Annotated in this window: 20 protein-coding genes; 10 read left to right on the forward strand and 10 right to left on the reverse strand. The window is 74.0% G+C overall.

Annotated elements, in window-relative coordinates; all coding sequences use genetic code 11:
* The first annotated feature begins 161 nt into the window (after positions 1–161).
* Positions 162–1,169 (forward strand): KPN_02809 family neutral zinc metallopeptidase, encoded by a 1,008-nt coding sequence (ypfJ, locus tag LQ327_RS19535; RefSeq protein WP_230736779.1) that lies wholly within the window; start codon positions 162–164, stop codon positions 1,167–1,169.
* An 80-nt stretch (positions 1,170–1,249) separates the two neighbouring features.
* Here ypfJ and LQ327_RS34870 read toward each other — a convergent pair whose 3' ends face one another.
* The gene (locus tag LQ327_RS34870) at positions 1,250–2,125 is read right to left on the reverse strand and encodes a DUF559 domain-containing protein (protein WP_230736780.1); all 876 of its coding nucleotides are present in this window, start codon (positions 2,123–2,125) and stop codon (positions 1,250–1,252) included.
* Between the two features lie 141 nt (positions 2,126–2,266).
* Positions 2,267–3,799, reverse strand: a complete 1,533-nt coding sequence (locus tag LQ327_RS19545) for a peptide MFS transporter (RefSeq protein ID WP_308286346.1) — start codon at positions 3,797–3,799, stop codon at positions 2,267–2,269.
* A gap of 207 nt (positions 3,800–4,006) precedes the next feature.
* Between LQ327_RS19545 and LQ327_RS19550 the strand changes: the two genes are divergently transcribed.
* A complete protein-coding gene (locus LQ327_RS19550) occupies positions 4,007–5,752 on the forward strand; it encodes an L-lactate permease (RefSeq protein ID WP_230736782.1) in 1,746 nt (581 codons plus the stop codon).
* Between the two features lie 5 nt (positions 5,753–5,757).
* Here the strand turns inward: LQ327_RS19550 and LQ327_RS19555 are convergent, their stop codons facing one another.
* A complete protein-coding gene (locus LQ327_RS19555; RefSeq protein ID WP_230736785.1) occupies positions 5,758–6,615 on the reverse strand; it encodes a hypothetical protein in 858 nt (285 codons plus the stop codon).
* A gap of 237 nt (positions 6,616–6,852) precedes the next feature.
* Here LQ327_RS19555 and LQ327_RS34105 point away from each other — a divergent pair, with 237 nt between their 5' ends.
* The 3 genes from LQ327_RS34105 (at position 6,853) to LQ327_RS19570 (ending at position 10,950) form a co-directional block, all read left to right on the forward strand.
* Positions 6,853–8,817, forward strand: a complete 1,965-nt coding sequence (locus LQ327_RS34105) for an ArnT family glycosyltransferase (protein WP_308286347.1) — start codon at positions 6,853–6,855, stop codon at positions 8,815–8,817.
* A gap of 89 nt (positions 8,818–8,906) precedes the next feature.
* Positions 8,907–10,046: an alpha/beta hydrolase gene (locus tag LQ327_RS19565; protein WP_230736786.1), complete on the forward strand. Its 1,140-nt coding sequence runs from the start codon at positions 8,907–8,909 to the stop codon at positions 10,044–10,046.
* Positions 10,047–10,125: 79 nt separating this feature from the next.
* The gene (locus LQ327_RS19570; protein ID WP_230736788.1) at positions 10,126–10,950 is read left to right on the forward strand and encodes an NAD(P)H-binding protein; all 825 of its coding nucleotides are present in this window, start codon (positions 10,126–10,128) and stop codon (positions 10,948–10,950) included.
* Between the two features lie 403 nt (positions 10,951–11,353).
* Here the strand turns inward: LQ327_RS19570 and LQ327_RS19575 are convergent, their stop codons facing one another.
* Genes LQ327_RS19575 through LQ327_RS19585 form a run of 3 tightly spaced genes read right to left on the reverse strand, consistent with a single transcriptional unit; the run spans position 11,354 to position 14,206 of the window.
* Positions 11,354–12,142 carry an SDR family NAD(P)-dependent oxidoreductase gene (locus tag LQ327_RS19575; protein WP_230736790.1) on the reverse strand — a complete coding sequence of 263 codons (789 nt, stop codon included), beginning with the start codon at positions 12,140–12,142 and terminating at the stop codon, positions 11,354–11,356.
* Between the two features lie 29 nt (positions 12,143–12,171).
* Positions 12,172–13,518, reverse strand: coding sequence for a sensor histidine kinase (locus LQ327_RS19580; protein ID WP_230736792.1), 1,347 nt, complete (start codon positions 13,516–13,518; stop codon positions 12,172–12,174).
* 1 nt (position 13,519) lies between these two features.
* Entirely contained in the window at positions 13,520–14,206 is a 687-nt protein-coding gene (locus LQ327_RS19585; protein WP_230736793.1) for a response regulator transcription factor, read from the reverse strand.
* A gap of 70 nt (positions 14,207–14,276) precedes the next feature.
* On the opposite strand from LQ327_RS19585, the gene LQ327_RS19590 reads away from it, so the two are divergent.
* Both LQ327_RS19590 and LQ327_RS19595 read left to right on the forward strand, forming a co-directional pair.
* Complete coding sequence (locus tag LQ327_RS19590; protein ID WP_230736795.1) at positions 14,277–15,548, forward strand: MurT ligase domain-containing protein; 1,272 nt, start codon at positions 14,277–14,279, stop codon at positions 15,546–15,548.
* Positions 15,545–16,333: a type 1 glutamine amidotransferase gene (locus LQ327_RS19595; protein ID WP_230736798.1), complete on the forward strand. Its 789-nt coding sequence runs from the start codon at positions 15,545–15,547 to the stop codon at positions 16,331–16,333. The genes LQ327_RS19590 and LQ327_RS19595 overlap by 4 nt, the downstream gene beginning before the upstream one ends.
* Here the strand turns inward: LQ327_RS19595 and LQ327_RS19600 are convergent.
* Positions 16,299–17,204, reverse strand: coding sequence for a LysR family transcriptional regulator (locus LQ327_RS19600; protein ID WP_230736800.1), 906 nt, complete (start codon positions 17,202–17,204; stop codon positions 16,299–16,301). The genes LQ327_RS19595 and LQ327_RS19600 overlap by 35 nt on opposite strands.
* 178 nt (positions 17,205–17,382) lie before the next feature.
* On the opposite strand from LQ327_RS19600, the gene LQ327_RS19605 reads away from it, so the two are divergent.
* Positions 17,383–18,588 carry an MFS transporter gene (locus tag LQ327_RS19605; RefSeq protein WP_230737498.1) on the forward strand — a complete coding sequence of 402 codons (1,206 nt, stop codon included), beginning with the start codon at positions 17,383–17,385 and terminating at the stop codon, positions 18,586–18,588.
* A 183-nt stretch (positions 18,589–18,771) separates the two neighbouring features.
* Here LQ327_RS19605 and LQ327_RS19610 read toward each other — a convergent pair whose 3' ends face one another.
* On the reverse strand, positions 18,772–19,182 hold the full coding sequence (locus LQ327_RS19610) for a TIGR03668 family PPOX class F420-dependent oxidoreductase (protein WP_230736802.1): 411 nt from the start codon (positions 19,180–19,182) through the stop codon (positions 18,772–18,774).
* Between the two features lie 15 nt (positions 19,183–19,197).
* Complete coding sequence (locus LQ327_RS19615; RefSeq protein ID WP_443611916.1) at positions 19,198–20,040, reverse strand: LLM class F420-dependent oxidoreductase; 843 nt, start codon at positions 20,038–20,040, stop codon at positions 19,198–19,200.
* A 67-nt stretch (positions 20,041–20,107) separates the two neighbouring features.
* Here LQ327_RS19615 and glsA point away from each other — a divergent pair, with 67 nt between their 5' ends.
* Both glsA and LQ327_RS19625 read left to right on the forward strand, forming a co-directional pair.
* Complete coding sequence (glsA, locus tag LQ327_RS19620; RefSeq protein ID WP_230736806.1) at positions 20,108–21,217, forward strand: glutaminase A; 1,110 nt, start codon at positions 20,108–20,110, stop codon at positions 21,215–21,217.
* A 29-nt stretch (positions 21,218–21,246) separates the two neighbouring features.
* Entirely contained in the window at positions 21,247–22,008 is a 762-nt protein-coding gene (locus LQ327_RS19625) for an SDR family NAD(P)-dependent oxidoreductase (protein ID WP_230736808.1), read from the forward strand.
* 36 nt (positions 22,009–22,044) lie between these two features.
* Here LQ327_RS19625 and LQ327_RS19630 read toward each other — a convergent pair whose 3' ends face one another.
* The gene (locus LQ327_RS19630; RefSeq protein WP_230736809.1) at positions 22,045–22,839 is read right to left on the reverse strand and encodes a helical backbone metal receptor; all 795 of its coding nucleotides are present in this window, start codon (positions 22,837–22,839) and stop codon (positions 22,045–22,047) included.
* Positions 22,840–22,906 lie beyond the last annotated feature (67 nt).

The following is a 22,906-nucleotide window of genomic DNA, read 5'->3' on the forward strand; positions in this document are numbered from 1 at the left end:
CGAGCACCCGCGGACCCGGGATCACGCCCGGGTGCACGGACGGGCGAACCGTACACCCGGACGGCGTTCCGGTAGGGGTTCCGCGGCCACACCGTGTCCGTTTCTCCGCGATTGCGCCAGGATCGTCGTCGACCTGATCGACCACACGACGGGGCAGCCGCATGCGCTACGACGACGACGCCCAGCTCGACACCTCCGAGGTGACCGACACCCGGGGCGAGGGCGGCGGCGGGCCGGTCGGCCTGGGCGGGGGAGGGCTGGGCGGCGGGCTCCTGCCGCTGCTCATCGGCTTCCTGTTCCGCGGGCGCAGCGGGAAGGCGAGCTGGGTGGTCATCCTCGTGGCGGTCGTCGGCTTCGTCGCGGTGCAGTACCTCGGTGGCGGTACCGGGTCGTCGTCCTCGGTGGCCGGCGGGTTCGGGGCTCCGGGCGGACCGGGGCGCGCGGGCGCCTCCGACCTCGCGAGTGAGTGCCGCACCGGCGCGGACGCCAACGCCAAGCTCGACTGCGCGATCGTCGCCGACATCAACTCCATCCAGGCCTACTGGTCGGGCGGCGGGTACGCCCAGATCGCGCCGACGGTGCGCGGGGCGGCGCCGCGCTACCAGAACGTCGACACGGTCTTCTTCTCCAACTCCGTGAACACCCGCTGCGGCAGCGCGAACTCCAGCGCCGGCCCGTTCTACTGCCCGGGCGACCACCTCGTCTACATCGACCTGAGCTTCTACGACCAGCTGAAGTCGCAGTTCGGGGCCGAGGGCGGGCCGCTGGTGAACGCCTACGTCCTCGCCCACGAGTACGGCCACCACGTGCAGGACCTGCTCGGGACCGAGGCGAAGCTCCAGACGCTGAAGGGTGCCTCGTCGGACTCGGTGCGCCTCGAGCTCCAGGCCGACTGCTTCGCGGGAGTCTGGATGAACCACGCGTCCCAGCCGGTCGGTGGGAAGCCCGCGCTGATCAGCGACATCACGCAGGCCGACCTGAACAGCACCGTGGACGCCGCTCAGCGCATCGGCGACGACTACATCCAGGGCAAGCTCGGCGGCGGGACGGTCAACCCCGACTCGTTCACGCACGGGTCCTCCGCCCAGCGCAAGAAGTGGCTGACCACGGGGTTCACCACCGGCGACGCCCGGCGCTGCGACACGTTCAGCACGAACAACCTGGGCTGACCCGCTCAATGATCACACCGGGAGGACCGGCATTGCGGATGTGGATCACCATACCGACAACGCCCGTCCTCTCGACGCGATCAGGGACGCCAGCCACGAGCCCGGAGCTCGGCGAGTGCTCGCGCCGCCACCCCGTCGAGATCACGCATCTGGTCGGCCATCACGCGCAGGACGAGCCAGCCCATCGCGCGCAGGCGATCATCGCGGTCGATGTCGCGCGCTCGCCGTTCCCGGCTCAGGTGGACCTCGCCGTCGTACTCCAGCGCGAGCCGGAACTCCCGCCATGCGAGGTCCGGACGGGCGATCACCACCCGCCGACGGTCGAGGACCCGGAGCTGAACGGTCGGTTCGGGCACCCCGCGCAGGACCAGGCCGACACGGAGCCTCGATTCGGGGAGGGACTCCGCTCCGGGGCGAACCAGACGGGCGACCTCGAAGACCCGACGAACGCCACGCACGCCCGGATGCGCCCACCCGAGGTCACGCAGCCCCGCGCCGGTGACGGGATGCCACCGCCCCAGGGCGTCCGCCATGGCCACGCCGTCGACGACGGCGAGGCGACGCGCCAGATCGAAGGCCGTCCGCTCCGGTGACGTCACGAGGACACCGTCGACCTCGCAGACCTCGCCCGGGGCCAATGCGTCCCGACGGACCCGGACCGACGGATGCCGGAGGCGACGGTCCGGCCGGACGACGACCTCGACGAGCTCGTCCACGGTCGGGGCGCCGTACGCGTCCGCGGCGAGCGCGCCGCCCACGACGGCGTCCGGGCCGAGCCACTCCCGCAGCGCGAGGCGCCGCACCGCCAGGGTGACCAGCGCGAGCGAGCCGACGTAGGTGTCCGGGTAGAGCGGGACGAAGCTCGGCCCTCGGAGCGCTCCGAGCGTCACCCGGCCCTCGCGGCGGGCGTGGGAGCCCCGGAAGGGGACGGCGGTGCTCGCGTCGAGGGACGTCACGGGGCATGGACGTGGCCCGCCCGCGCGTCGGTTCCCCGTGCCGGTAGGTGATCGTGCCGAGAGGACCGGCATTGCGGATGTGGATCACCACACCGACAACGCCGGTCCGCTCGACGCGATCATGCAGGCTGGGCTGACCCGCTACCGCACCCCGCGCATCGCCCGGCGCACCCACGGCGCCAGCAGCACGAGGACCCCGGCCAGCACGAGGGCCACGATCCCCAGCGTGGAGAAGTAGGTGCCCTCGACCGAGGGGTCGTAGTAGTCGGCCAGCGTCCCGGCGAGCGCGGACCCGAGCGATACGGAGAGGTAGTACAGCGCGATCGTCTGCGAGCGGAAGAGCTCCGGGCCGATACGGGTCGAGAGCGACAGGCCGACCGGCGACAGGTTGAGCTCCGCCAGCGCGAACACCAGCATGATCAGGACGATCGCGAGCACCGGCGTCGTCGGGCCCGATCCGCCGGCCCACGGCAGGAACAGCAGGAACGCGACGCCCATCCCGCCGGCGCCGAGCGCGAACTTGATCGGCGTCGACGGCGCCCGGGTCCCGAGCTTGGTCCACATCAGCGCGAACAGGGGCGCCAGCACGATCACGAAGAACGGCTCGAGGGAGTTCACCCACTCCGTCGGCATCTCCCAACCGCCGAGCACCCGGTTCAGCCGCTCGTCCGCGTAGAGCTCGACGACCGTGAACTGCTGCTGGAAGAGCGACCAGAACACCACACTCGCCAGCCACAGCGGGATGAACGACCGGACCCGGCTGCGCTCGTCGGCGGTCACCCGCCCGTTGGTGAGCAGCAGGACGAAGAGCCCGAGGGCGATGAGGGCGACGACGATCGCGACGGCCGTCGACAGGTTGTCCGGGGTGAGCACGCCGAACACGAACAGCAGCACGACGACGACCGCCGCGACCACGACGCCGACCACCGGACGGATCCAGGCGCCGGGCGTCAGCGGGTTGGGCACCGTCGACGCGGTGACCGGGAGGTTCCGCCGCCCGGTCACGTAGATCCCGAGCCCGATCGCCATCCCGACCGCGGCCAGCCCGAACGCGAAGTGGAAGCCCAGCGTCTGCCGGGTGAGCCCGGTGAGCAGCGGGCCGACCAGCGCGCCGATGTTGACGCCCATGTAGAAGATCGAGAAGCCGGCGTCGGCGCGGGGGTCGTCGCGACGGTAGAGCGACCCGACGACGGCGGTCGCCGCGGTCTTCACCCCGCCGGAGCCGAACGCGACCAGCACGAGGCCGACCGCGACGCCCCCGAGACCCGGGATCAGCGCCAGCGCGATGTGCCCGAGCATGACGGTGCACGCCGCGAAGAAGAGCGTGCGCTCGGCGCCGAGCACCCGGTCGGCGATCCAGGCGCCCGCGACGCACGCCAGGTACACCATCCCGCCGTAGGCGCCGATGATGCTGGTGGCCTCGCCCTTGTCGAGCGCGAGTCCGCCCTGGGTGACGCTGTAGTAAAGGTACAGCGTCATCACGGCCTGCATGCCGTAGAAGCTGAAGCGCTCCCACAGCTCGACCGAGAACAGGTTGGCCAGCGCGAGCGGGTGGCCGAAGAAGCGGCGATCGGCGGAGAAGTCCTCGCCGGCGTGCGGGGTGCTGGTCGCGACGGAGCCGTCGGCGGGGTCGTCCGCCGTGGGGCCGTCCGGGGAACCGGGGGTCGTGGTCACGGGCGCACAGCGTGGCCCATCCGAGAGGTCCGCACCAGTGGTCGTCACCGAAATGTCACTGCGCGTGGGTGGACGGGACCGCCGTGTCACGCCGTCGGGGTCGTCTCGGCCAGCGGAACGCGGCTCGACGTGGCCGGGTGCCTCCGTCAGGATGCGGCACGCGTCACATTCGTCACCGACCGAAGTCGCGACGACACGGAGGGCTCCATGTACGTCCAGCAGTACGCGCCGGTACTGGGTTCGCTCGGCTGGAGCTCACTGGTCGCGGCGTTGCCGCTCCTGGTGCTGTTCGTGCTCCTCGGCGGCCTGCGGGTGCGGGCGTGGCTGGCATCGCTGATCGGCCTCGCGGTGTCGTTGCTGGTCGCGGTGCTCGTGTACCGCATGCCGGTGGGACAGGCCGTCCTGTCCGGCACCGAGGGCGCCGCGTTCGGCGTCTTCCCGATCCTCTGGATCGTCGTCAACGCCCTGTGGATCTACCGCATGACGGTGCGGAGCGGCCACTTCGACGTGCTGCGCCGCTCGTTCGGTTCGGTGTCGGACGACCAGCGGGTCCAGGCGGTCATCATCGCCTTCTCCTTCGGCGCGCTGCTCGAGGCGCTCGCCGGGTTCGGGGCGCCGGTCGCGATCTGCACGATCATGCTCATCGGGCTGCGCTTCGCCCCGCTCAAGGCGGCGGTGGTGGCCCTCGTCGCGAACACCGCGCCGGTCGCGTTCGGTGCGATCGCGGTGCCGATCACCACGTTGGCGCAGGTCACCGGCCTGCCGGAGGACGCTCTCGGCGCGGTGATCGGGCGCCAGACCCCGGTGCTCGCGGTCTTCGTGCCGTTCGTGCTGATCGCCCTCGTGGACGGGACGCGCGGGCTGCGGCAGGCGTGGCCGGCGGCGCTCGTCGGTGGGCTGTCCTTCGCCATCGCGCAGTTCCTGGTGTCGAACTACCTGTCCGTGCCGCTGACCGACATCGTCGCCGCACTGGTCTCGGCGGGCGCCGTCGTCCTGCTGGTCCGGGTCACGACGACGACCGCCCCGGCGCCGGTGACGGTGCCCGCTGGCGCCGACGGCGCCGTCGTCGGGAACGCCGCCGTCGGGAGCGGTGGCGGCGGGACCGGTGACGTCGGGAGCGCTCGCGGCGGGAGCGGTGGCGACGGCCCCGTCGTCGGGGACGACCTCGACCGGCACGACGACGACGTTCTGGACCGGCCGGCGCGCGACTCGCGCCGCGACGTGCTCCTCGCCTACCTCCCGTACGTGATCATCATCGTGCTGTTCTCGGTGCAGCAGATCCCGGCCGTGACGAAGGCCCTCGGCGCCGTGACGGTGAAGTTCGGCTGGCCCGGGCTGGACGTCCGCACGCCGTCGGGCTCGCAGGCGTCGTCGGTGGCGTTCTCCTTCAACTGGCTCGCCGCGGCCGGGACGATCCTGCTGATCGCGGGGGTGCTCACCGCGCTCGCCCTGCGGGTGCGGGGCGGCGACGCGGTCCGCGCGTACGGGGAGACCCTGCGTGAGCTCCGGGCCGCGATCGTGACCGTGATGGCGGTGCTGGCGCTGGCCTACGTCATGAACCTGTCCGGCCAGACGATCACCATCGGGCAGTGGCTCGCGGCGACCGGAGGGTTCTTCGCGGTGCTCTCCCCGGTGCTGGGGTGGTTGGGCACCGCGGTCACCGGATCCGACACGTCCGCGAACTCGCTGTTCGGCGCGCTGCAGACCGCCGCCGCACAGCGCTCCGGCCTCGACCCGGTCCTGCTGGCGTCCGCGAACTCGTCGGGCGGGGTGCTCGGCAAGATGATCTCGCCGCAGAACCTCGCGATCGCCGCGGCGGCCGTCGGGATGGCCGGGAAGGAAGGCGAGATCTTCCGACGGGTGCTCCCGTGGAGCGTGATCTTCCTGGCCGGGATGTGCGTGCTGGTGTTCCTGCAGTCCACGCCGGTGCTGGGCTGGATGCTCCCGGGGTGAGCTCGTCAGGGCGTGCCGACGCGGTGCAGCGCCAGCATCCCGTCGGCCGGCCCGGTCGGGGCCCAGGCCCCGGAGGCCGCCGTCCACGTCTGGCCGTCGTAGGTCACCCGGTCCAGGGCCAGCCGCGTGGAGTGCCCGACCAGCCACGACGCGATCGACCACCCCGCGGCCGGCTCCTGGCGCCCGGAGAGGCGGGCGTTGCCCAGCTCGGAGCTCGCCAGCTTGACCACGGACTCCTGCGGCGGCGCGGAGAGGCTCAGCGCCGAGCAGGTCAGCGCGCCCGGCGCCTGCCCGAGGAACGCGAGGGCGAGGGTCCGCGCCTCGGGTTCGTGGTCGGCGTAGGCCTCGGGGTAGCCGCTGCGCTGCACCTGCTGCGCGGCCTGGGTGACGTCCATGGTCGACCAGCCCGGGATGGCGAGCAGGGCGTCGTAGAACTTCGTCGTCGCCGTGACGGTGTCGGTGAGCTGCGCGACGGTGCCCCAGCCCTGGCTCGGCCGCTGCTGGAAGAGCCCGACCGAGTCGCGGTCCCCGCCCGAGAGGTTCGCGAGCCCGGACTCCTGGATCGCCGTCGAGAGCGCGATGGTGATCGCACGATCGGGCGCGCCGAGCTTGCGGCCGACCCCGGCGATGGTCGCCGCGTTGTCCATCTGCTCGGGCGAACCGCTCCACGACGCCCGCAGCCCGGGGGAGTTGGGCGGCGCGGTGACGGTGCACTGCGGGCTCGCGATGACTCCGGACACCCCGTTCACGACCGCGACGATGATCCCGACGATCGCGAGGACCACCACGACGCCCAGCGCGACCGGGAGGAGCCACCGCGGCCGGCGGGCCCACAGGTCGCCGGGTCGCGTCGTTCCGGTCACTGTCGGCCCCCGGGTCGTCCTCGCACTCGGTGATCCGCAGTCTGTCATCCTCGCCGGTTCTGTCCGTGCGAGGCGGGGCCGTCGGGGCCGCCCGGCACCGTTCATCGCACGGCGGACGGCCCAACGACCACTCGCCGAACGGCCCACACCGTGCTCCCACACCACTCGGCGTCCGCACAGGGTGCGCACAGCGAACGCCCAGCCCGCGGTGATGTGCCCCCCTGATGGTCGGGGCCCGTGACCACCTCCGTGATCCACGCGCCGCCCGTCGACCCGGCGTCCCCGCAGCAGTCCCGGGCCACCGCCCGATGGTTCCGACCAGGGTTCGCCGGCGTCCTGGTGCTCGCCGGCCTCGTCGACCTGTGGGACCTCGGCGCCAACGGCGACGCGAACACCTTCTACGCCGCCGCGGTGCAGGCCTCGACCCGCAACCCGGTGGCCTGGCTGTTCGCCGCGGTCGACGCTCCCGGGTTCATCACCGTCGACAAGCCGCCGGCCGACAACTGGTGGATGGGCCTGTGGGCGAACCTGCTCGGGTTCTCACCGTGGTCGATGCTGCTGCCGCAGGCGGTGCTCGGGATCGCCTCGGTGGCGCTGCTGGTGCTCACGGTGCGCCGCTGGTCGGGCCCGGGCGCGGCGCTGACGGCGGGCGTCGTGCTGGCGCTCACCCCCGTCGCGGTGATCATGTTCCGGTTCGACGACCCGGAGCCGATGCTGACGTTCCTGCTGGTCGCGGCCGCCTACGCGCTCGTGCGGGCGGTCGATGCCGCGGACCGCGCGGCCGGGACCTGGTGGCTCGTCGGCTGCGGGGCGCTCATCGGGCTCGGGTTCCTGGCCAAGATGGGCGTGGCGATGCTGGTGGTGCCGGCGTTCGCGCTGGTGCACCTCGTCGCGTCCGGGGTGTCCTGGCGGCGCCGCATCGGGCAGCTCGCCGCCGGCCTCGCAGGCATCGTCGTGGGCGCCGGGTGGTTCCTGGCGCTCGTCGACCTCTGGCCTGCCTCCTCGCGCCCCTGGATCGGCGGTTCGACCGACAACTCCCTGCTCCAGCTCGCGGTCGGCTACAACGGCCTGGCGCGCATCGTCGGGCGCTCGGGCGGCGGTCCTGGTGGGGGCGGAGGTCCCGGCCGGGGTGGTCCCCCCGAGGGGTTCGGTGGCTTCGGCGGTCAGGCCGGCCTCGGCCGGATGTTCTCCGCGGAGTTCGGCGGTCAGATCGCGTGGCTGCTGCCCGCGGCGCTGCTGGCGCTGGTCGCACTGCTCTGGGTGACCCGCCGGGCCCCCGCGTCCGACCGGCTGCGCGCCGCCGCCGTCCTGTGGGGCGGGTGGCTCGTCGTCAGCACCGCGGTCTTCTCCTTCATGGAGGGGATCGTCCACTCCTACTACACGATCGTCATGGCGCCCGCGATCGCCGCGCTCGTCGCGATCGGGGCCCGGGAGGCCTGGCAGCGGCGTGAGGACACGGTGGCCCGCGCGGTGCTGGCCGTCGGGATCCTCGGTACGGCCGTGTGGTCGGCCGTCCTGCTGTGGCGCAGCCCGACGTTCCTGCCCTGGCTGCCCGCGGCGGTCCTCGTGGCCGGCGTGCTCGCCGCGGCCGTCGTCGTGCTCCCGACGGTGCTCGCGCGCCGCGCCGGGATCGTCGCGGCGGTGGTGCTCGGCCTCGTCGCAACCCTCGGCGGGGCGAGCGCCTACGCCGTCGAGACCGTCGTGACCCCGCACGCCGGCGCCGAGGCGAGCGCCGGGCCGACGGTGCGCGACTCCCGCACGGCCCGTTTCGCGGCGATGATGCGGGGCGGTCAGCCGGGCCAGCCGGGTCACGGCGGCGGCTTCGGTGGGTTCCGCCAGGCCGACCCGCAGGTGGCGTCGCTGCTGCGCGGCACGACCACCGAGTGGTCCGCGGCGACCCCGACGACCATGGCCGCGGCCGGGCTCGAGCTCGGCAGCAACACGTCGGTCATGGGCCTCGGCGGGTTCTCCGGCTCCGACCCGACGCCGACGCTGCAGCAGTTCCAGGCCGACGTCGCCTCCCACCAGGTGCGCTACTACGTGGCGCCGGCGGCGAACGGTCGCGGTGGTCGCGGCGGGTTCGGCGGGTTCGGTGGCCGCGGCGCCGCGGTCGCGCCGATCCAGTCGTGGGTGCAGGCGCACTGGGCCGGCCGCCCGGTCGGCGCCGACACCGTCTACGACCTGGCGGTGGCGCCTCATTAGGTGCGCTGTCGCGCTCGTGAGCAGTAATTGACGCCAGAGCATCAATTACTGCTCACGAGCGCGGAGCGCACCTACGGCATGATCGGGAGGTGACGCTCGCCCGGATCGCGCTCGGCACGATCGGGGCCGCCGGTGGGGTGGCGCTGCTCGTCGTCGTGGTGGGGACGTTCCTGCCGCGCATCCCGGTGATCGGGTTCCTGGGGTCGTTCGTCTCCGGCCAGTACCCGGTGCACGTCGTCGCGGCGGCGTGCGCCGGGGTCGGGGTGGGCCTCGGGCTGATCGCGCTGGACGTGCCGCGGCTCGGGGTGGTCGTGGCCGTCGTCGCCGGGATGGCCCTGGTCGGCGGGCTCGTCGTGCTCGGCGCGCTGCAGGCGACGGCCCGGGCCGAGGGGGTGCGGATCCACTGGCTCGAGGCCCTCACGGCGGTCGACCAGTCCGGCGCGGCCCCCGACGCCACGGTGCGCTACCGGCCCGGTCTCGACCTCGACGTCACGCTGCCGCCCGGCCCGGGCCCGCATCCGGTGATGGTGTGGGTGCACGGCGGCAGCTGGGTGCGCGGCGAGCGGACCGACCGCGAGCGCAGCAACCGCTGGTACGCCGACCACGGCCTGGCGGTGGTCTCGGTGCAGTACCGGCTGCCCGGCGATCCCGGACTGCCCGGCGCCACCCTCGGCGAGGCCCAGCGCGACGACGTGGCCGCGGCGCTCGCGTGGGTCCGCGGTCCGGGTCAGGAGTACGGGCTCGATCCGGCGGCCGTGACGTTGGCGGGTCAGTCGGCCGGGGCCACGCTGGCGCTGTCGACGGCGGCGGCGCTGGTCGGGGTGCCCGGCGCGACCCTCCCGACGTCGGCCCCGCCGCAGCCGCCCGCCGCCGTCGTCGCCTTCTACCCGGTCGTCGACATGCGGCTGATCGCGCCCGGACTGCAGGACGCCGTCTTCGGCGGGCCGGCGGGGTCCGTGCCCGCGCTGACCCGGGCCGCGTCGCCCACCGACCTCGTCGCCGGGAACCTGCCGCCGACGATGCTCGTCGTGGGGGCCGCGGACAACTTCATCCGCGCCGACCTCGTCCGCGGCCTCGACGCCGACCTGCGCGCCGCGGGCGTTCCCGGCCGGCTGCTGCAGATCCCGTACGCCGACCACGTCTTCGACCATCCCTACGGCTCGCCGGGCGGCCAGATCGCCCGCCCCGCAGTGATCGCGTTCGCCAGGAGGTGCGCTCCGCGCCTGTGAGCAGAAATTGATGCCATAGCGTCAATGTGTGCTCACGAGCGCGCAGCGCACCTACGTCGAGACCTCAGGAGGAAACCGCATGACCAGCCCCGTCCTCGTCACCGGTGCCCGCGGCACGGTCGGCTCCGGCGTCGTCGCGGGCCTGCGCGCCGCCGGGGTCGCGGTCCGCGCCGCGGGCCGCGACCCCGAGCAGCTCGAGGTGCCCGACGACGTGGCCCGGGTCCGGCTCGACCTCGCCGACCCGACGTCGTTCGGCCCGGCGCTCGACGGCGTCCGCGCGGTGTTCTGTTACGTGACCGGGGAGCTCGACGGCTTCGCCGCGGCGGCCGCCCGGGCGGGGGTCGAGCACGTCGTCCTGCTGTCCTCGGAGTCGGTGCTCACCGAGACCGACCCGGTCCCCGGCGGGCTCGCCGCCCATCACGCCGACGCGGAGGTCGCGCTGCGGGGCGCGGGGCTCCCGACGACGGCGCTGCGCCCGGGCGCGTTCGACCGCAACACCTTTCAGTGGTGGTCCGGGATCCAGGCCGGCGTGGTGGAGCTGCCCTACCCGCACGCGTCGACGTCCCCGATCGACGAGCGCGACATCGCCGACGTCGCCGTGGCGGCCCTGCTCGGCCCGCCCGCGGACGAGTCGCCGCACCTGACCGGGCCGGAGTCGATGACCTTCGCGGAGCAGGTCGGGATCGTCGCGACCCACCTCGGCCGGGCGGTCGAGGTCCGGGACGAGGGCCCGACGGCGGCCCGGCAGCGGATGACCGCGTTCGTACCCGGGCCGGTGGTCGACTCGCTGCTCCGCTACTGGGCGGAGTTCGCCGACGGCCCCGCTCCGATCACCACCGAGGTCGCCGAACGCACCGGTCACCCGGGCAGGAGCTACGCCTCCTGGGTCGCCGACACGCTGTGATCGCGACGCGCCGGACCGCTCACGTTCACTATCCGGTAACCCTTGACGCTGTCCGGCCAACGAGTAGTGTCGGCCCGGTCGATGTGGTCCCGATCACATGGTTTGAGCCGATACCGAGAGTCCGTGGATCGACCGCAGAGGCTGGCCGAGAGCCCCGACGAGGAGGCAGGTGATCCATTGATCGCAGGGACCATCCCGTACCGGACCGGCCAGTCACGCTCGTCGGAGCCAGACCGCCCGTAGCCCCCGAGGCACGGAAGCGGCACGCCCACGAGAGCGCAACCCCACGAGCGGTGGGCCGGTGACCTGGAACGGGTCCCGAATCCGAACGTTCCTCCGAGAACGGGACGGCGTCACCCCGACACGGGGAGGCGCCGTCCCGGCATGTCCGGGGTCGTTCGCCTCAGTAGTGCACGACGCCGGGCTGCCCGCCCCCGGCGCCGATCGAGTCGCCGTTGACCGCGACCGAGCGCGGCGAGGCCAGGAACGTCACGACGTCGGCCACTTCCTCCGCGGTGATCAACCGCTTCAGGCTCGTCGAGGCCGCGAGCCCACTCCGCACCTCGTCCTCCGAGACCCCCCGTGCGGCCGCCTGGTCGGCCAGCAGCTGCGGGATGCGCTCGGTCTCGGTCATCCCCGGGTGCACGCAGGTCGCGCGGACGCCGTGCGGGCCGAGCTCGTCGGCGAGGTTGGCGGTGAGCGCGGCGACCGCGACGTTGCGGATGGTCCCGGCGATCGACCCGGTCCGGCGCGCGTTGAGCCCGCTGATGTTCACGATGTGCCCCGCGCCCTGGGCGATCATCGAGGGGGCGACGGCGCGGGCGGTCCGCAGGTAGCCCATCACCTTCGTGTCGAACTCGGAGGTCACGGCGTCGTCGGAGAGCTCGGTTAGCGGCGGGATCGGGCCGCCACCCGCCGGGCGCGCCGCTGCGTTGACCAGCACGTCCACGCCGCCCCACTCGCCGACCACCCGCGCGACCATCGCCCGCACCGCCGCATCGTCGGTCGTGTCCGCGACGGCGGTCAGCGTGGTGCCGTCCACCGACGCGGCCGCCGTCGCGAGATCGTCCGCCGAGCGGGCGACGAGCGCGACCGACGCGCCCTCCGCGGCGAGCGTCCGGGCGCACGCCAGCCCGATCCCGCGCGACGCTCCCGAGACGATCGCCCGTGCACCAGCCAGTCCGAGGTCCATGCGCCCCGCCTTCCCCGGCGGGGCCCGTCTCACGCCCCGACGATCGTGCCCTCGCCCGGATCCTCGTCGGCGACCTCGCTCGCGGGCAGCAGGAGCGTGACGGTGGTGGGCGCCGACGATCGCAGTCGCAGCCGCCCGCCCTGGGCCTCGGCCAGCCGGCGGGCCAGCGCCAGCCCGATGCCGTGGCCGTCCGAGTCGCCGGACCGGTTCGCGAACAGCGCGGTCTCGTCCTCGGCGAGCGAGCCCTCGTCGGCGACGTCCACCGCGACCGCCGGGCCCGCGTCCCGGACGGTCACCGTCACCTGGCCCGATCCGTGGGTCAGGGCGTTCTCCATCAGGACCGCGAGGATCTGACGGACGGCGGCCGTCGAGGCGCGGGCGCGCAGGTCCGGGTCCTCCGCGGCCGCCGCGATCGAACGGCCGTCCGGGACGCCGTCCGCGCGAACCTCGGCGGCCACCCGCTCCACCAGGTCCTGGACGTCGAGCTCCTCGGGCGGCGTCCCGGCCGGTTCGCGGGCCAGGCGCAGGAGCTCCTCGACGGTGCGGTCCAGCCGGTCGGCGGCATCGAGCGCGCCGTCGACGGCGGCCGCCACCTGCGGGGAGCCGGGCGGGAGGCTGGCCGCCTCCTCGAGACGCAGTCGCAGTCCCGCGAGCGGGGTGCGCAGCTGGTGCGACGTCTCGGCGGAGAACGCGCGCTCGCGGGTGAGCAGCTCGTCGAGACGGGTCGCGGTGACGGCGAGGGAGTGGTGCACCGCCGCGATCTCCGGGACCGGGTCGCGCCGGCCCGCCGGGACCGGCTCGGACACGGTGAAGTCGCCGTCACCGAGGCGCGCGGCGTCGGCGGCGAGCACCTCGAGCGGCGCGGAGAGCCGGACGGCGAGACGCCGCGCCACCAGGCGGGAGCCGCCGACCGCCGCGGCCGCGAGGACGACCATCACGCCCCACGTGACGGCGGTGCGCTCCTCGGCCTGGTTCTCCTCGTGGGACGCGCGCAGCACGCCCACGCGCCGGTCGCCGACGAGGATCGGGACGGCCACGACGTACTCGCCGCCGGCGCTCGCGCGGACCACCCGCCCGTTCAGCGCCCCGGCGAGCGCCGGGGCGAGCCGGTCCGGCCCGTCCCCGGTGATCTTGTGTCCGTCGAGTCCGTACACCGCGCCCGGGCTGTCGGCCGAGACGGGGGAGACGTTCAGTGGGACATTGCCCGCCGCGAGCAGCGGCGCGACGCCGTCGGCCGCGGCCTGGGCGTCGTCCTCGAGCCCGCTCTGCTCGTCGACGACGTAGTACCGCGCCGCGCCGATGGCCAGCGGCAGTCCGAACACCGCGATCGCGACGAGCGAGACCACCATGGCGAACCGGATGATCCGCGCCTGCACCTCAGCCCCCCGGCCGCTCGAGGCGGTACCCGTGCCCGCGCACGGTCGCGATCGTCGGCTGAGGACCGAGCTTGCGGCGCAGCGCCGCGATGTGGACGTCGAGGGTCTTCGTCGACCCCGCCCAGTGCTCGTCCCACACGTCGCTCATCAGCGTCTCCCGGGTGACCACGGCACCCGCCTCGGCGGCGAGCCGCGCGAGGAGGTCGAACTCCTTGGCCCGCAGTCCCAGCTCGGCGCCCTCACGGGTGACGGTGCGGGCGGCCACGTCGATGATCAGATCGTCGAGCACGATCCGCCCGCCGCGGGCGGATCCCTCGGGCAGCGCCGCACCCGCCCGCCGCAGGTGCGCGCGCAGCCGGGCGGTCAGCTCGGTGTAGCGGACCGGCTTGGTGAGGTAGTCGTCGGCGCCCGCCTCGAGGGCCACGACGACGTCCATCTCGTCGGCGCGCGCGGTGAGCACCACGATCACGGTCTCCGGGTGGGCGAGGCGTAGCCGGCGACACACCTCGGCGCCCTCCAGGTCGGGGAGCCCGAGGTCGAGCAGCACCAGATCCGGGCCCGGGAGGGAGCGGTCCAGGGACGAGCCGCCGTCCGCGAAGGAGCGCACCCGGTGTCCCTCGGCCTCGAACCGGGACGCCAGTACCCCGCGGATGGTCTCGTCGTCCTCGACGACCCACAGCTCGGCCACAGCGGACCACCGTACGGTCGCGGGTCGTCTTGCCGACCGTTAACCCGGCCCCGGCCACGATCTCGCCGTGATGTCCCGACGACCGGCGCGGTTGCCCCTGCGGGCCCGCGCCGCGGTTGCCCTTGCCCGGCTGGTGGGAGGGCTGGCGCGCTCCGCGGGCCGCCACGGGGCGGTGATCGGCGGCCGGGTCGCGACGATGCTCGACCGTCGCGTGCTCGCCCGCCTCGCGGCCGGTCGGACCGTGGTCCTGGTCACGGGCACGAACGGCAAGACCACCACCACCTCGATGATCGCCCGGGTGCTCGGCGGCGCGGGCCGCGAGCTCGCCACCAACCACCTCGGCGCCAACATGCCCGACGGCATCACCACCGCGCTGCTCGACACCTTCTCGGCCGTCGACGCCGGGCCCTCACCGGTGGCCGTCATGGAGGTCGACGAGTCCTACCTCGGCGAGGTGGCCGCGGCGACCGACCCCCGCGTGATCGTCCTGCTCAACTTCAGCCGCGACCAGCTCGACCGCGTCGGCGAGGTGCGCACCGTGGCCCGCCGCGTCGGCGACGCGGTCGAGGCCCAGCCGGGAGCGCGGGTCGTCGCGTTCGCCGACGACGTGCTGTGCGCCGGCGCCGGGCTGCGCGCGGCCGCCCCGCTCTGGGTGTCCTCGCCGACCCGCTGGACCGGCGACGCCGGGGTGTGCCCCCACTGCGACGGCGCGGTCACCCACACCGGGACGCGCTGGGCGTGCTCGTCGTGCGGGCTCGCCCGCCCGGACGGCGACTGGACGCTCGTCGAGGACGACGGCGGCGTCGCCACCGTGCACGGGCCCGACGGCGACGCCACCTCGCTCGACCTGCAGCTGCCCGGCCACGCGAACCGGCTCAACGCGGTGTTCGCGCTGGCGGTCGGCGCCGAGCTCGGCGTCACCCCGGCGGTCGCCGCCGCCCGGCTCCGCGGCCTCGAGCAGGTCGGCGGGCGCTACCGCACCGTCACCCGGCCCGGCGGCACCACGCGGCTGCTGCTGGCCAAGAACCCGGCCGGGTGGGCGCAGGTCCTGGACCTGCTCGACGAGGGTCCGCCCCGACCCGTCGTCGTCGCCGTCAACTCCCGCGAGGCGGACGGGCGCGACGTGTCCTGGCTCTGGGACGTGCCCTTCGAGCGGCTGGAACGCCATCCGCTGGTGGCCGCGGGCGAGCGGGCCGCCGACGTGTCGGTGCGCCTGGCCTACGCCGGGGTCGGTCACCGGATGGCCGACGACGCGGTCGCCGCGACGCGGGACACCGTCGGCGAGGTCGACCTCGTCGGCAACTACACGGCCTTCCACGACGCCGCCCGGGCCCTCACGTGAGCGCCCCGGTCACCGTCGTCCTGCTGCTGCCCGAGGTGCTGGGCACCTACGGCGACGCCGGCAACGCGGAGGTCCTCGCCACCCGGCTGCGCTGGCGCGGCATCGAGGGGCGCGTGCTCACCGTGGGCTGGACCGACGCGGTCCCCTCGGGCGGCGACGTCTACGTGCTCGGCGGGGGAGAGGACGCGGCCCAGGTCCTCGCCTGCGACCGGCTGCGCGACTCCATCGGCCTGCGCCGCGCCCTGGACCGCGGCGCGCCGACCCTCGCGGTGTGCGCGGGGCTGCAGATCCTCGGCACGGCGTTCACGATCGCCGACGGGACCCGGGTGCCCGGGGTGGGCGTGCTCGACGTCGAGACCCGGCCCGGTGGCGGACCGCGCCGGATCGGCGACGTCGTCGCGGACCCGCTGGTCGACGGGCTGGACGTCCCGCTGGAGGGGTTCGAGAACCACGGCGGGATCACCGAGCTCGGGCCGGACGCGGCGCCGCTGGCCCGGGTGCGAGAGGTCGGGCGCGGTCCCGGCGGCGCGGGCAACGGGACCGGCGACCGGCTGGAGGGCGCGGTCTCCGACCGGGGCCGCGGCACCGTCGTCGGGACCTACCTGCACGGTCCCGTCCTCGCCCGGAACCCGGCGCTGGCGGACCTGTTGCTCACCAAGGCGGTCGGCGAGCTGCCCCCGCTGGAGCTCCCGGAGGGCATGCCGGCGGCCACGGCGGCGCGGCTGCGCGGCACCGGCGACGACCTCGGCGTCAGGACAGGCGCTCGGCGACGTGCGGGGGCATGAGGACGGCGCTGCGGGCCAGGAGGGCCACGAAGCGTGACGTGAGGGTGTCGGGCTCGGCACCCGTCGTCGCCGCCAGCTCCCGCTCGACCGCGGGGACCGGGCGCGCGATCCGCCCGCTGAACGAGGACGGCACGATGCCCGCGGGCACCAGCGCGGGCCCGATCCCGGCGTCCACGAGCTGCGGGGCCATGGCGGTCTGCTCGGTGCGCACCGCGACCTTCGGCCGGAACCCGGCCGCCTGGGCCGCGGCGTCCAGCTCCGCGGAGAGCTCGTGGCCCGCGCCGTACTGCACCCATGCCACGTCGGCGAGGCGCTGCAGCGCGATCTCGTGGCCCCGGATGTCCGGCGGCCCCTGCGCGGGGAGGAGCACGACGAGCTCCTCGGCGCCCAGGACGCGGACCCGGCCGCGCCATCCGGTCGGTGTCGGACCGATTCCGACGTCGGCCTGCCCGCCCTGCATCGCGGCGGTGAGGGTCTCGGCGGTCCGGTGCTCGAGCAGCCGGACCCCGACCCCGGGGTGGTCGGCGCGCCACCGGGTGAGCACCCCGGGCAGCAGGCCGAGCCCCACCGAGTAGACCGCCGCGATCCGGAGCTCGCCGGCCGACGTGCCGGCGACCGAGCGCGCCGCCGTCGTCGCGCGGGCGGCCGCGTCCACCGAAGCCCGGGCGTGGGGGAGCAGCGCGCGGCCGGTCGGGGTGAGGCTCACCGAGCGGGGCAGCCGGCTGAACAACGAGGCCCCCAGCTCGCGCTCCAGGGCCGCGACCTGCTGCGACAGCCCCGGCTGGGAGACCCCGAGCTGTTGCGCGGCGCGTGTGAACGAGCCCTCGTCGACGACCGTGAGGTAGGCCTCGAACTGGCGGAGCGTCGGCATCTGACCAGTGTGGATCAGCCCAGCTTATGAACTCAACGCCTGAGGTTCTTCGACTTATGGCTCGCAGCGTCGAACCATGGTCCACAGCGTTGCTGGATCGATCCCGAAAGGACCTGCCGTGCTCCCCTCCCACCTCGTCGACGCGCTCCGGCCCGGTGGTGACCGCACTCGTCTCCCCGTGGGCCTGTCGCTGTTCGCCCTCGCCGTCGGCACGTTCGGCATCGGCACCACCGAGTTCGTGATCATGGGACTGCTGCCCCAGGTCGCTGCCGGGCTCGGTGTCACCGTGACCGAGGCCGGCCACCTGATCTCGGCCTACGCGCTCGGCGTCGTCGTCGGCGCGCCGCTGCTCGCGGGCGCCACGGTGTCCTTCTCCCGCCGCACCCTGCTCATCGCGCTGATGGGCACGTTCGCGGTCGGCAACCTGCTCTCCGCGCTCGCCCCGGAGATGGGCTCGCTGCTGCTCATCCGCTTCCTCACCGGGCTGCCGCACGGCGCGTTCTTCGGCGCCGCGTCGGTGGCCGGGGCGTCGATGGTGACGCGGTCGCACCGGGCGCGGGCCGTCTCGAAGGTCTTCCTCGGCCTGACCATCGCGAACGTGGCCGGCGTCCCGCTCGGCACGCTGATCGGCCAGGTGGCCGGGTGGCGCGCGACGTTCGCGCTGATCGGCGTGATCGGGCTGCTCGCGGTCGCCGCGGTGTGGGCGTTCGTGCCCGACGCCGCCCCGGTCGAGGGCGGCCGTGCCGCGCTGAAGAGCGAGCTCGGCGCGATGCGGAACCCGCAGGTGCTGCTCGCGCTCGGCGCCGTCGTGTTCGGGTTCGGCGCGATGTTCGCCTGCTACTCCTACGTGACCCCGATGCTCACCCAGGTCGGCGGCTTCTCCCCGTCGATCGTCACGGTGCTGCTGGCCGTCGTCGGGCTGGGCATGACCGCCGGCTCGGTGCTCGGCGGGCGGTTCTCCGACCGGGCGCCGCTGAAGACGCTGTGCGGCTGCCTGGTCGCGCTCGCCGTGGTGCTCGCGACGTTCCCGCTCACCGTCGGCACGCCGTGGCTGGCCGTCCTGTCGCTGTTCGGGGCCGGGATGTTCTCGCTCGCCCTCGGCCCGGCCATCCAGACCCGGATCATGGACATCGTGGGCGAGGCCCCGACCATGGCCTCGGCGGCGATCCAGTCGGCGTCCAACGTGGCCAACTCGCTCGGCGCCTGGCTCGGCGGCATGGTGATCGCGGCCGGGTTCGGGCTGCTGGCGCCCGCGCTGGTCGGGGCGGCACTCGCCGTCGTCGGGCTCGCCGTGCTCATGGTCAGCGGCGGACTGCAGGTGCACGCCCGGCGGGTGCGGCGCCGTGAGGCGGGGGTCGGCGCCGTGACGCTCGCGGCGGCCTGACCTCCCGGCACGTTCTGAGCGAAGGGCACCTTCGGTCGATCTGGTCGACCGAAGGTGCCCTTCGCTCGTGTCCGGGCGGGGACCGCGTTCTGGCGAGGGGCGCCCCTGGCCCATCTATTCGACCGAAGGTGCCCTTCGCTCAGAACGGGGTGAACGGGGTGAGCGGGCTCGGCGGAGATCCACTCACGACGCCGTCCACCCCGACCAACGCTCGACGCTCACCTCGATCACCGGGCCCTCCGGCGGGTCGGCCACGTGCTGGGGGTACCGCGATCCCAGCGCCGACCGTGCCTCGGCCAGCGCCTCGTCGTCGTCACGCACCACCGCGGTGCCGTCGACCCGGACCCACCACAGCTCCGACCAGTCCTCGTCGTACTCGTCGGCGAGCAGGCACACGGCGGGGTTGTCGGTGATGTTCGCGAGGCGGCGCAGGGCCCGCGTGCGCTTGGGCTTGCCGTCGATCGCGACGAGCACCCGGTGGTCCACCACCGCGAACACCACGGGCACGAGGTGCGGCACGCCGGCGCCCGAGACGGTGGCCAGCCGGGCGACGCGCGCCGCGGCGAACCGCGCCCGCGCGTCGTCCCGCTGCATGGTCGGCACCTGGACTCAGCTCCGCACCAGCGGCGCGAGCTCGTCGAGCTCCTTGAGCACGGTGTCGCGGTCGGACGAGCTGACCCCGTAGATCACGCGGTCCATCCCGACCCGGTGGTACCCCTCGATCGCCTCCTTCGAGGTCTCCCCACCGAAGAGCGACATCGGGATTCGGCCGCGCCCGGCGTCGGCGGCGCGCTGCTGCAGGGTGTCCGCGCGCTGAGCGAACTCGTCGATGTTGTCCGGTCCGACCCGCTGGGGCATCCACTCGTCGCCGTAGTCGAGGATGCGGTCCTCGACGCCGGGGCCCATGCCGCCGATCAGCACCGGCGGGTGCGGCGCCGTGACCGGCTTGGGCCACGACCACGAGCGCGAGAAGTCCACGAACTCGCCGTGGAACTCGGCCTCGTCCTGGGTCCAGAGCTCCTTCATGGCCTTGACCTGCTCGGCCATCAGCCGCATGCGGGTCTTCGGGTCGGTGCCGTGGTCGGCCATCTCCTCACGGTTCCACCCGGCGCCGATCCCGAACAGGAAGCGCCCGCCGGAGAGCCGGTCCAGCGACGCGACCTCCTTGGCGGTGTGGATCGTGTCGCGCTGGATGACCAGGCAGATGCCGGTCCCGACCTTGAGCGTCGTCGTCGCGCCCGCCGCGGCCATGAGGCCGACGAAGGGGTCGTAGGTGTGCACGTACATCCGGGGCAGGTCGCCGCCACCGGGGTACGGGGACGTCCGCGCGACCGGGATGTGCGAGTGCTCGGGGAACCACAGCGAGTCGAAGCCGCGGTCCTCCACCTCCTGGGCGAGGCTCGCCGGGTCGATCGCGTCGTCCGTCGGAAACATCATGATGCCGTGATCCACGCCGGGGGAGTTCCCCGCGCGGGCCTCCGGCCACACGGAACGCGGCGTCGTGGTCCATCATGCGCGCGTGGCCTGGGACGAGACGCTCACCGAGCAGGAGGCGCGACGCGCGCGCGAGCAGCTCGAGCAGCTGCTGGAACGTCAGGCGCGGATGGGGACGGCCGACGTCGTCACCTACCACCCGCCGGAGGCGATCTCGCAGCGCGACCTGTTCGCGCTGGCCGGCACGCATGTCGACGGCACCCAGTGGACCGTCGGCGACTGTGACCACCGCTTCCCGCTCCAGTCGATCTCCAAGGTGTTCACCTACGCGCTGGCCCTGGAGGACAACGGCCGCGAGGCGACCCTGTCGCGCGTCGGGGTCGAGCCCTCCGGCGACCCGTTCAACTCGCTGGCCTTCGACGAGGTGAACCGCCGCCCGCACAACCCGATGGTCAACGCGGGGGCGCTCGTCGCGGCGGACATCGTCGGCGGGGCGGACGTGGAGGAGCGGGTCGGGCGGCTGCTGGAGCGGATGCGGCTCTACACCGGGAATCCCGATCTCGAGGTCGACCAGGAACTGCTCGACGCCCAGCTCGCCGACGCCGACCGCAACCTCGGCATCAGCTACTACATGCGCTCGCTGGGGATGCTCGTCGGCGAGGTCGCCGAGATCCTGGCGGTGTACCTCTCGGCCTGCTCGGTGATGGTCACGACGGCGGAGCTCTCCGTCGCGGCGGCGACGCTCGCCCACGGCGGGATCAACCCGCGCACCGAGGAGCGGGCGATGCCCCGGACCTACGTCCGGGACGTCATCGGCGTGATGTTCACCTGCGGCATGTACGACGCGGCCGGGCAGTGGGCCAACGACGTCGGCATCCCCGCCAAGAGCGGCGTCTCCGGCGGGATCATGGCGAGCATCCCGAACCAGGTGGGGCTGGGGGTGTTCTCCCCGGGGCTCGACGTCCACGGCAACTCGGTGCGCGGGGTCAACGTGTGCCGGGAGCTCTCCGACCGCTTCGGTCTGCACATCTTCGCCGACCCGGGCGAGACCCAGCTCGGCCGCCTGGGCGGCCGGGTCTGGCCCGAGCCGGAGCCCGAGCCCGAGCCGGGCGCGCTGGATCCCCGCGAGGAGGACGAGGAGCGCGCTCCCGACGACGACGGCGCGGTGCCCGCCGTCGTGGACGCCCCGGCGTAGGGACGGGCCTACGGCCTAGGGTGCCGGGCGTGGGCATCCTCGATCGTTTCCGACTGGACGACCGCGTCGCGATCGTCACCGGCGCCTCCTCCGGGCTGGGGGCGACGTTCGCGCGCACCCTGGCCGAGGCGGGGGCCGATGTGGTGCTCGGTGCCCGGCGCATCGAGAAGCTCGACGAGACCCGGGCCGCCGTCGAGAAGCTCGGCCGACGCGCCGTCGCGGTGCGCACCGACGTCGCCGAGCCCGACGACTGTCAGACCCTCGTCGACGCGGCGATGACCGAGTTCGAGCGCGTCGACGTCCTGGTCAACAACGCCGGCATCGGCACCGCGGTGCCCGCCACCAAGGAGACCCCGGAGCAGTTCCGGCAGGTGATCGACGTCAACCTCAACGGCTGCTACTGGATGGCGCAGGCGGCGGCGAAGGTGATGGCCCCGGGCAGCTCGATCGTCAACATCTCCTCGGTGCTGGGCCTCACGACGGCGGGGCTGCCGCAGGCGGCGTACTCGGCGTCGAAGGCGGGGCTGGTCGGGCTGACCCGCGACCTCGCGCAGCAGTGGACTCCGCGCAAGGGCATCCGCGTGAACGCCCTGGCGCCCGGGTTCTTCACCTCGGAGATGACCGACGGCTACCAGGAGGGCTACCTGGACTCCCAGCTGCCGCGGATCCTGGCCGGCCGCATCGGCGACCCGGAGGACCTGGCGACGGCGCTGATCTTCCTGTGCTCCGACGCCGGGTCCTACGTGACCGGGGTGACGCTGCCGGTCGAGGGCGGACTCCTCACGTCGTAGGTGAACGAATCTGGTCGCCTGGACGACCAGATTCGTTCACATGGCGCGGAGCGCCTTCGCCGCCTCGAGCAGGCTCGGCCCGTACCAGGTGAGCAACCGGCCGCTGAACAGCGCCGACGGCGCCGCGAAGGCCTCCGGGCCGTCGTCGGCGGTGAAGGTGTACGGCTCGTCGGGCAGGACGACGAGGTCGTGCGGCGGCAGGTCGTCGATGTCGATGCGCGGGTAGCGCTCGGCGGTCGGCCCGCCGTCGGCCAGCGCGTTGTCGATCCCGAGGCGGTCGAGGATCGCGCCGGTGAAGGTGTCGCGCCCGACCGCCATCCACGGCTTGCGCCAGATCGGGACGATCGCGCTGCGGCGGTCGGCGGACGCGACCCGTGGCAGGTCGGCCCAGGCCTTCTCCGCGCCCTCGAGCCACGCCGGGCGCTCCAGCCCGCAGGCGGCGAGCATGCCGTCGAGGCTGGCGAACGCGCCGTCGACGGTGCGGACGTCCGTCACGTAGACCGCCAGGCCCGCGTCGCGCAGCGCCTGCAGGTCGCCCGGTCGGTTCTCCTCCTCGTTGGCGACGACGAGGTCGGGCGCCAGGGCGACGATCGCCTCGACGTCGGGATTCTTCGTGCCGCGGATGCGGGCCGGGGGAACCGAACCGGCGTCGTCGAGGTCGAGCGGGTGGGTGCACCAGTCGGTGACCCCGACGAGCAGGCCGGGCTCGGTCACGCCGATCGCCTCGGTGAGAGAGGGGACGAGGCTCACCACGCGCCGGACCCGGGTGGGGACCGGGACCCGGGTCCCCAGGTCGTCGCGGACGGTCTCGCGCGTCGTCTGCTCGGCCATGCCCTCGATCGTGCCAGGGCTCGAGGCCCTGCGGGGCGGCATGGCAGAGGTCACCCGGTACCGTGCG

Source organism: Actinomycetospora endophytica (genome assembly GCF_021026375.1).
GTDB lineage: Bacteria > Actinomycetota > Actinomycetes > Mycobacteriales > Pseudonocardiaceae > Actinomycetospora > Actinomycetospora endophytica.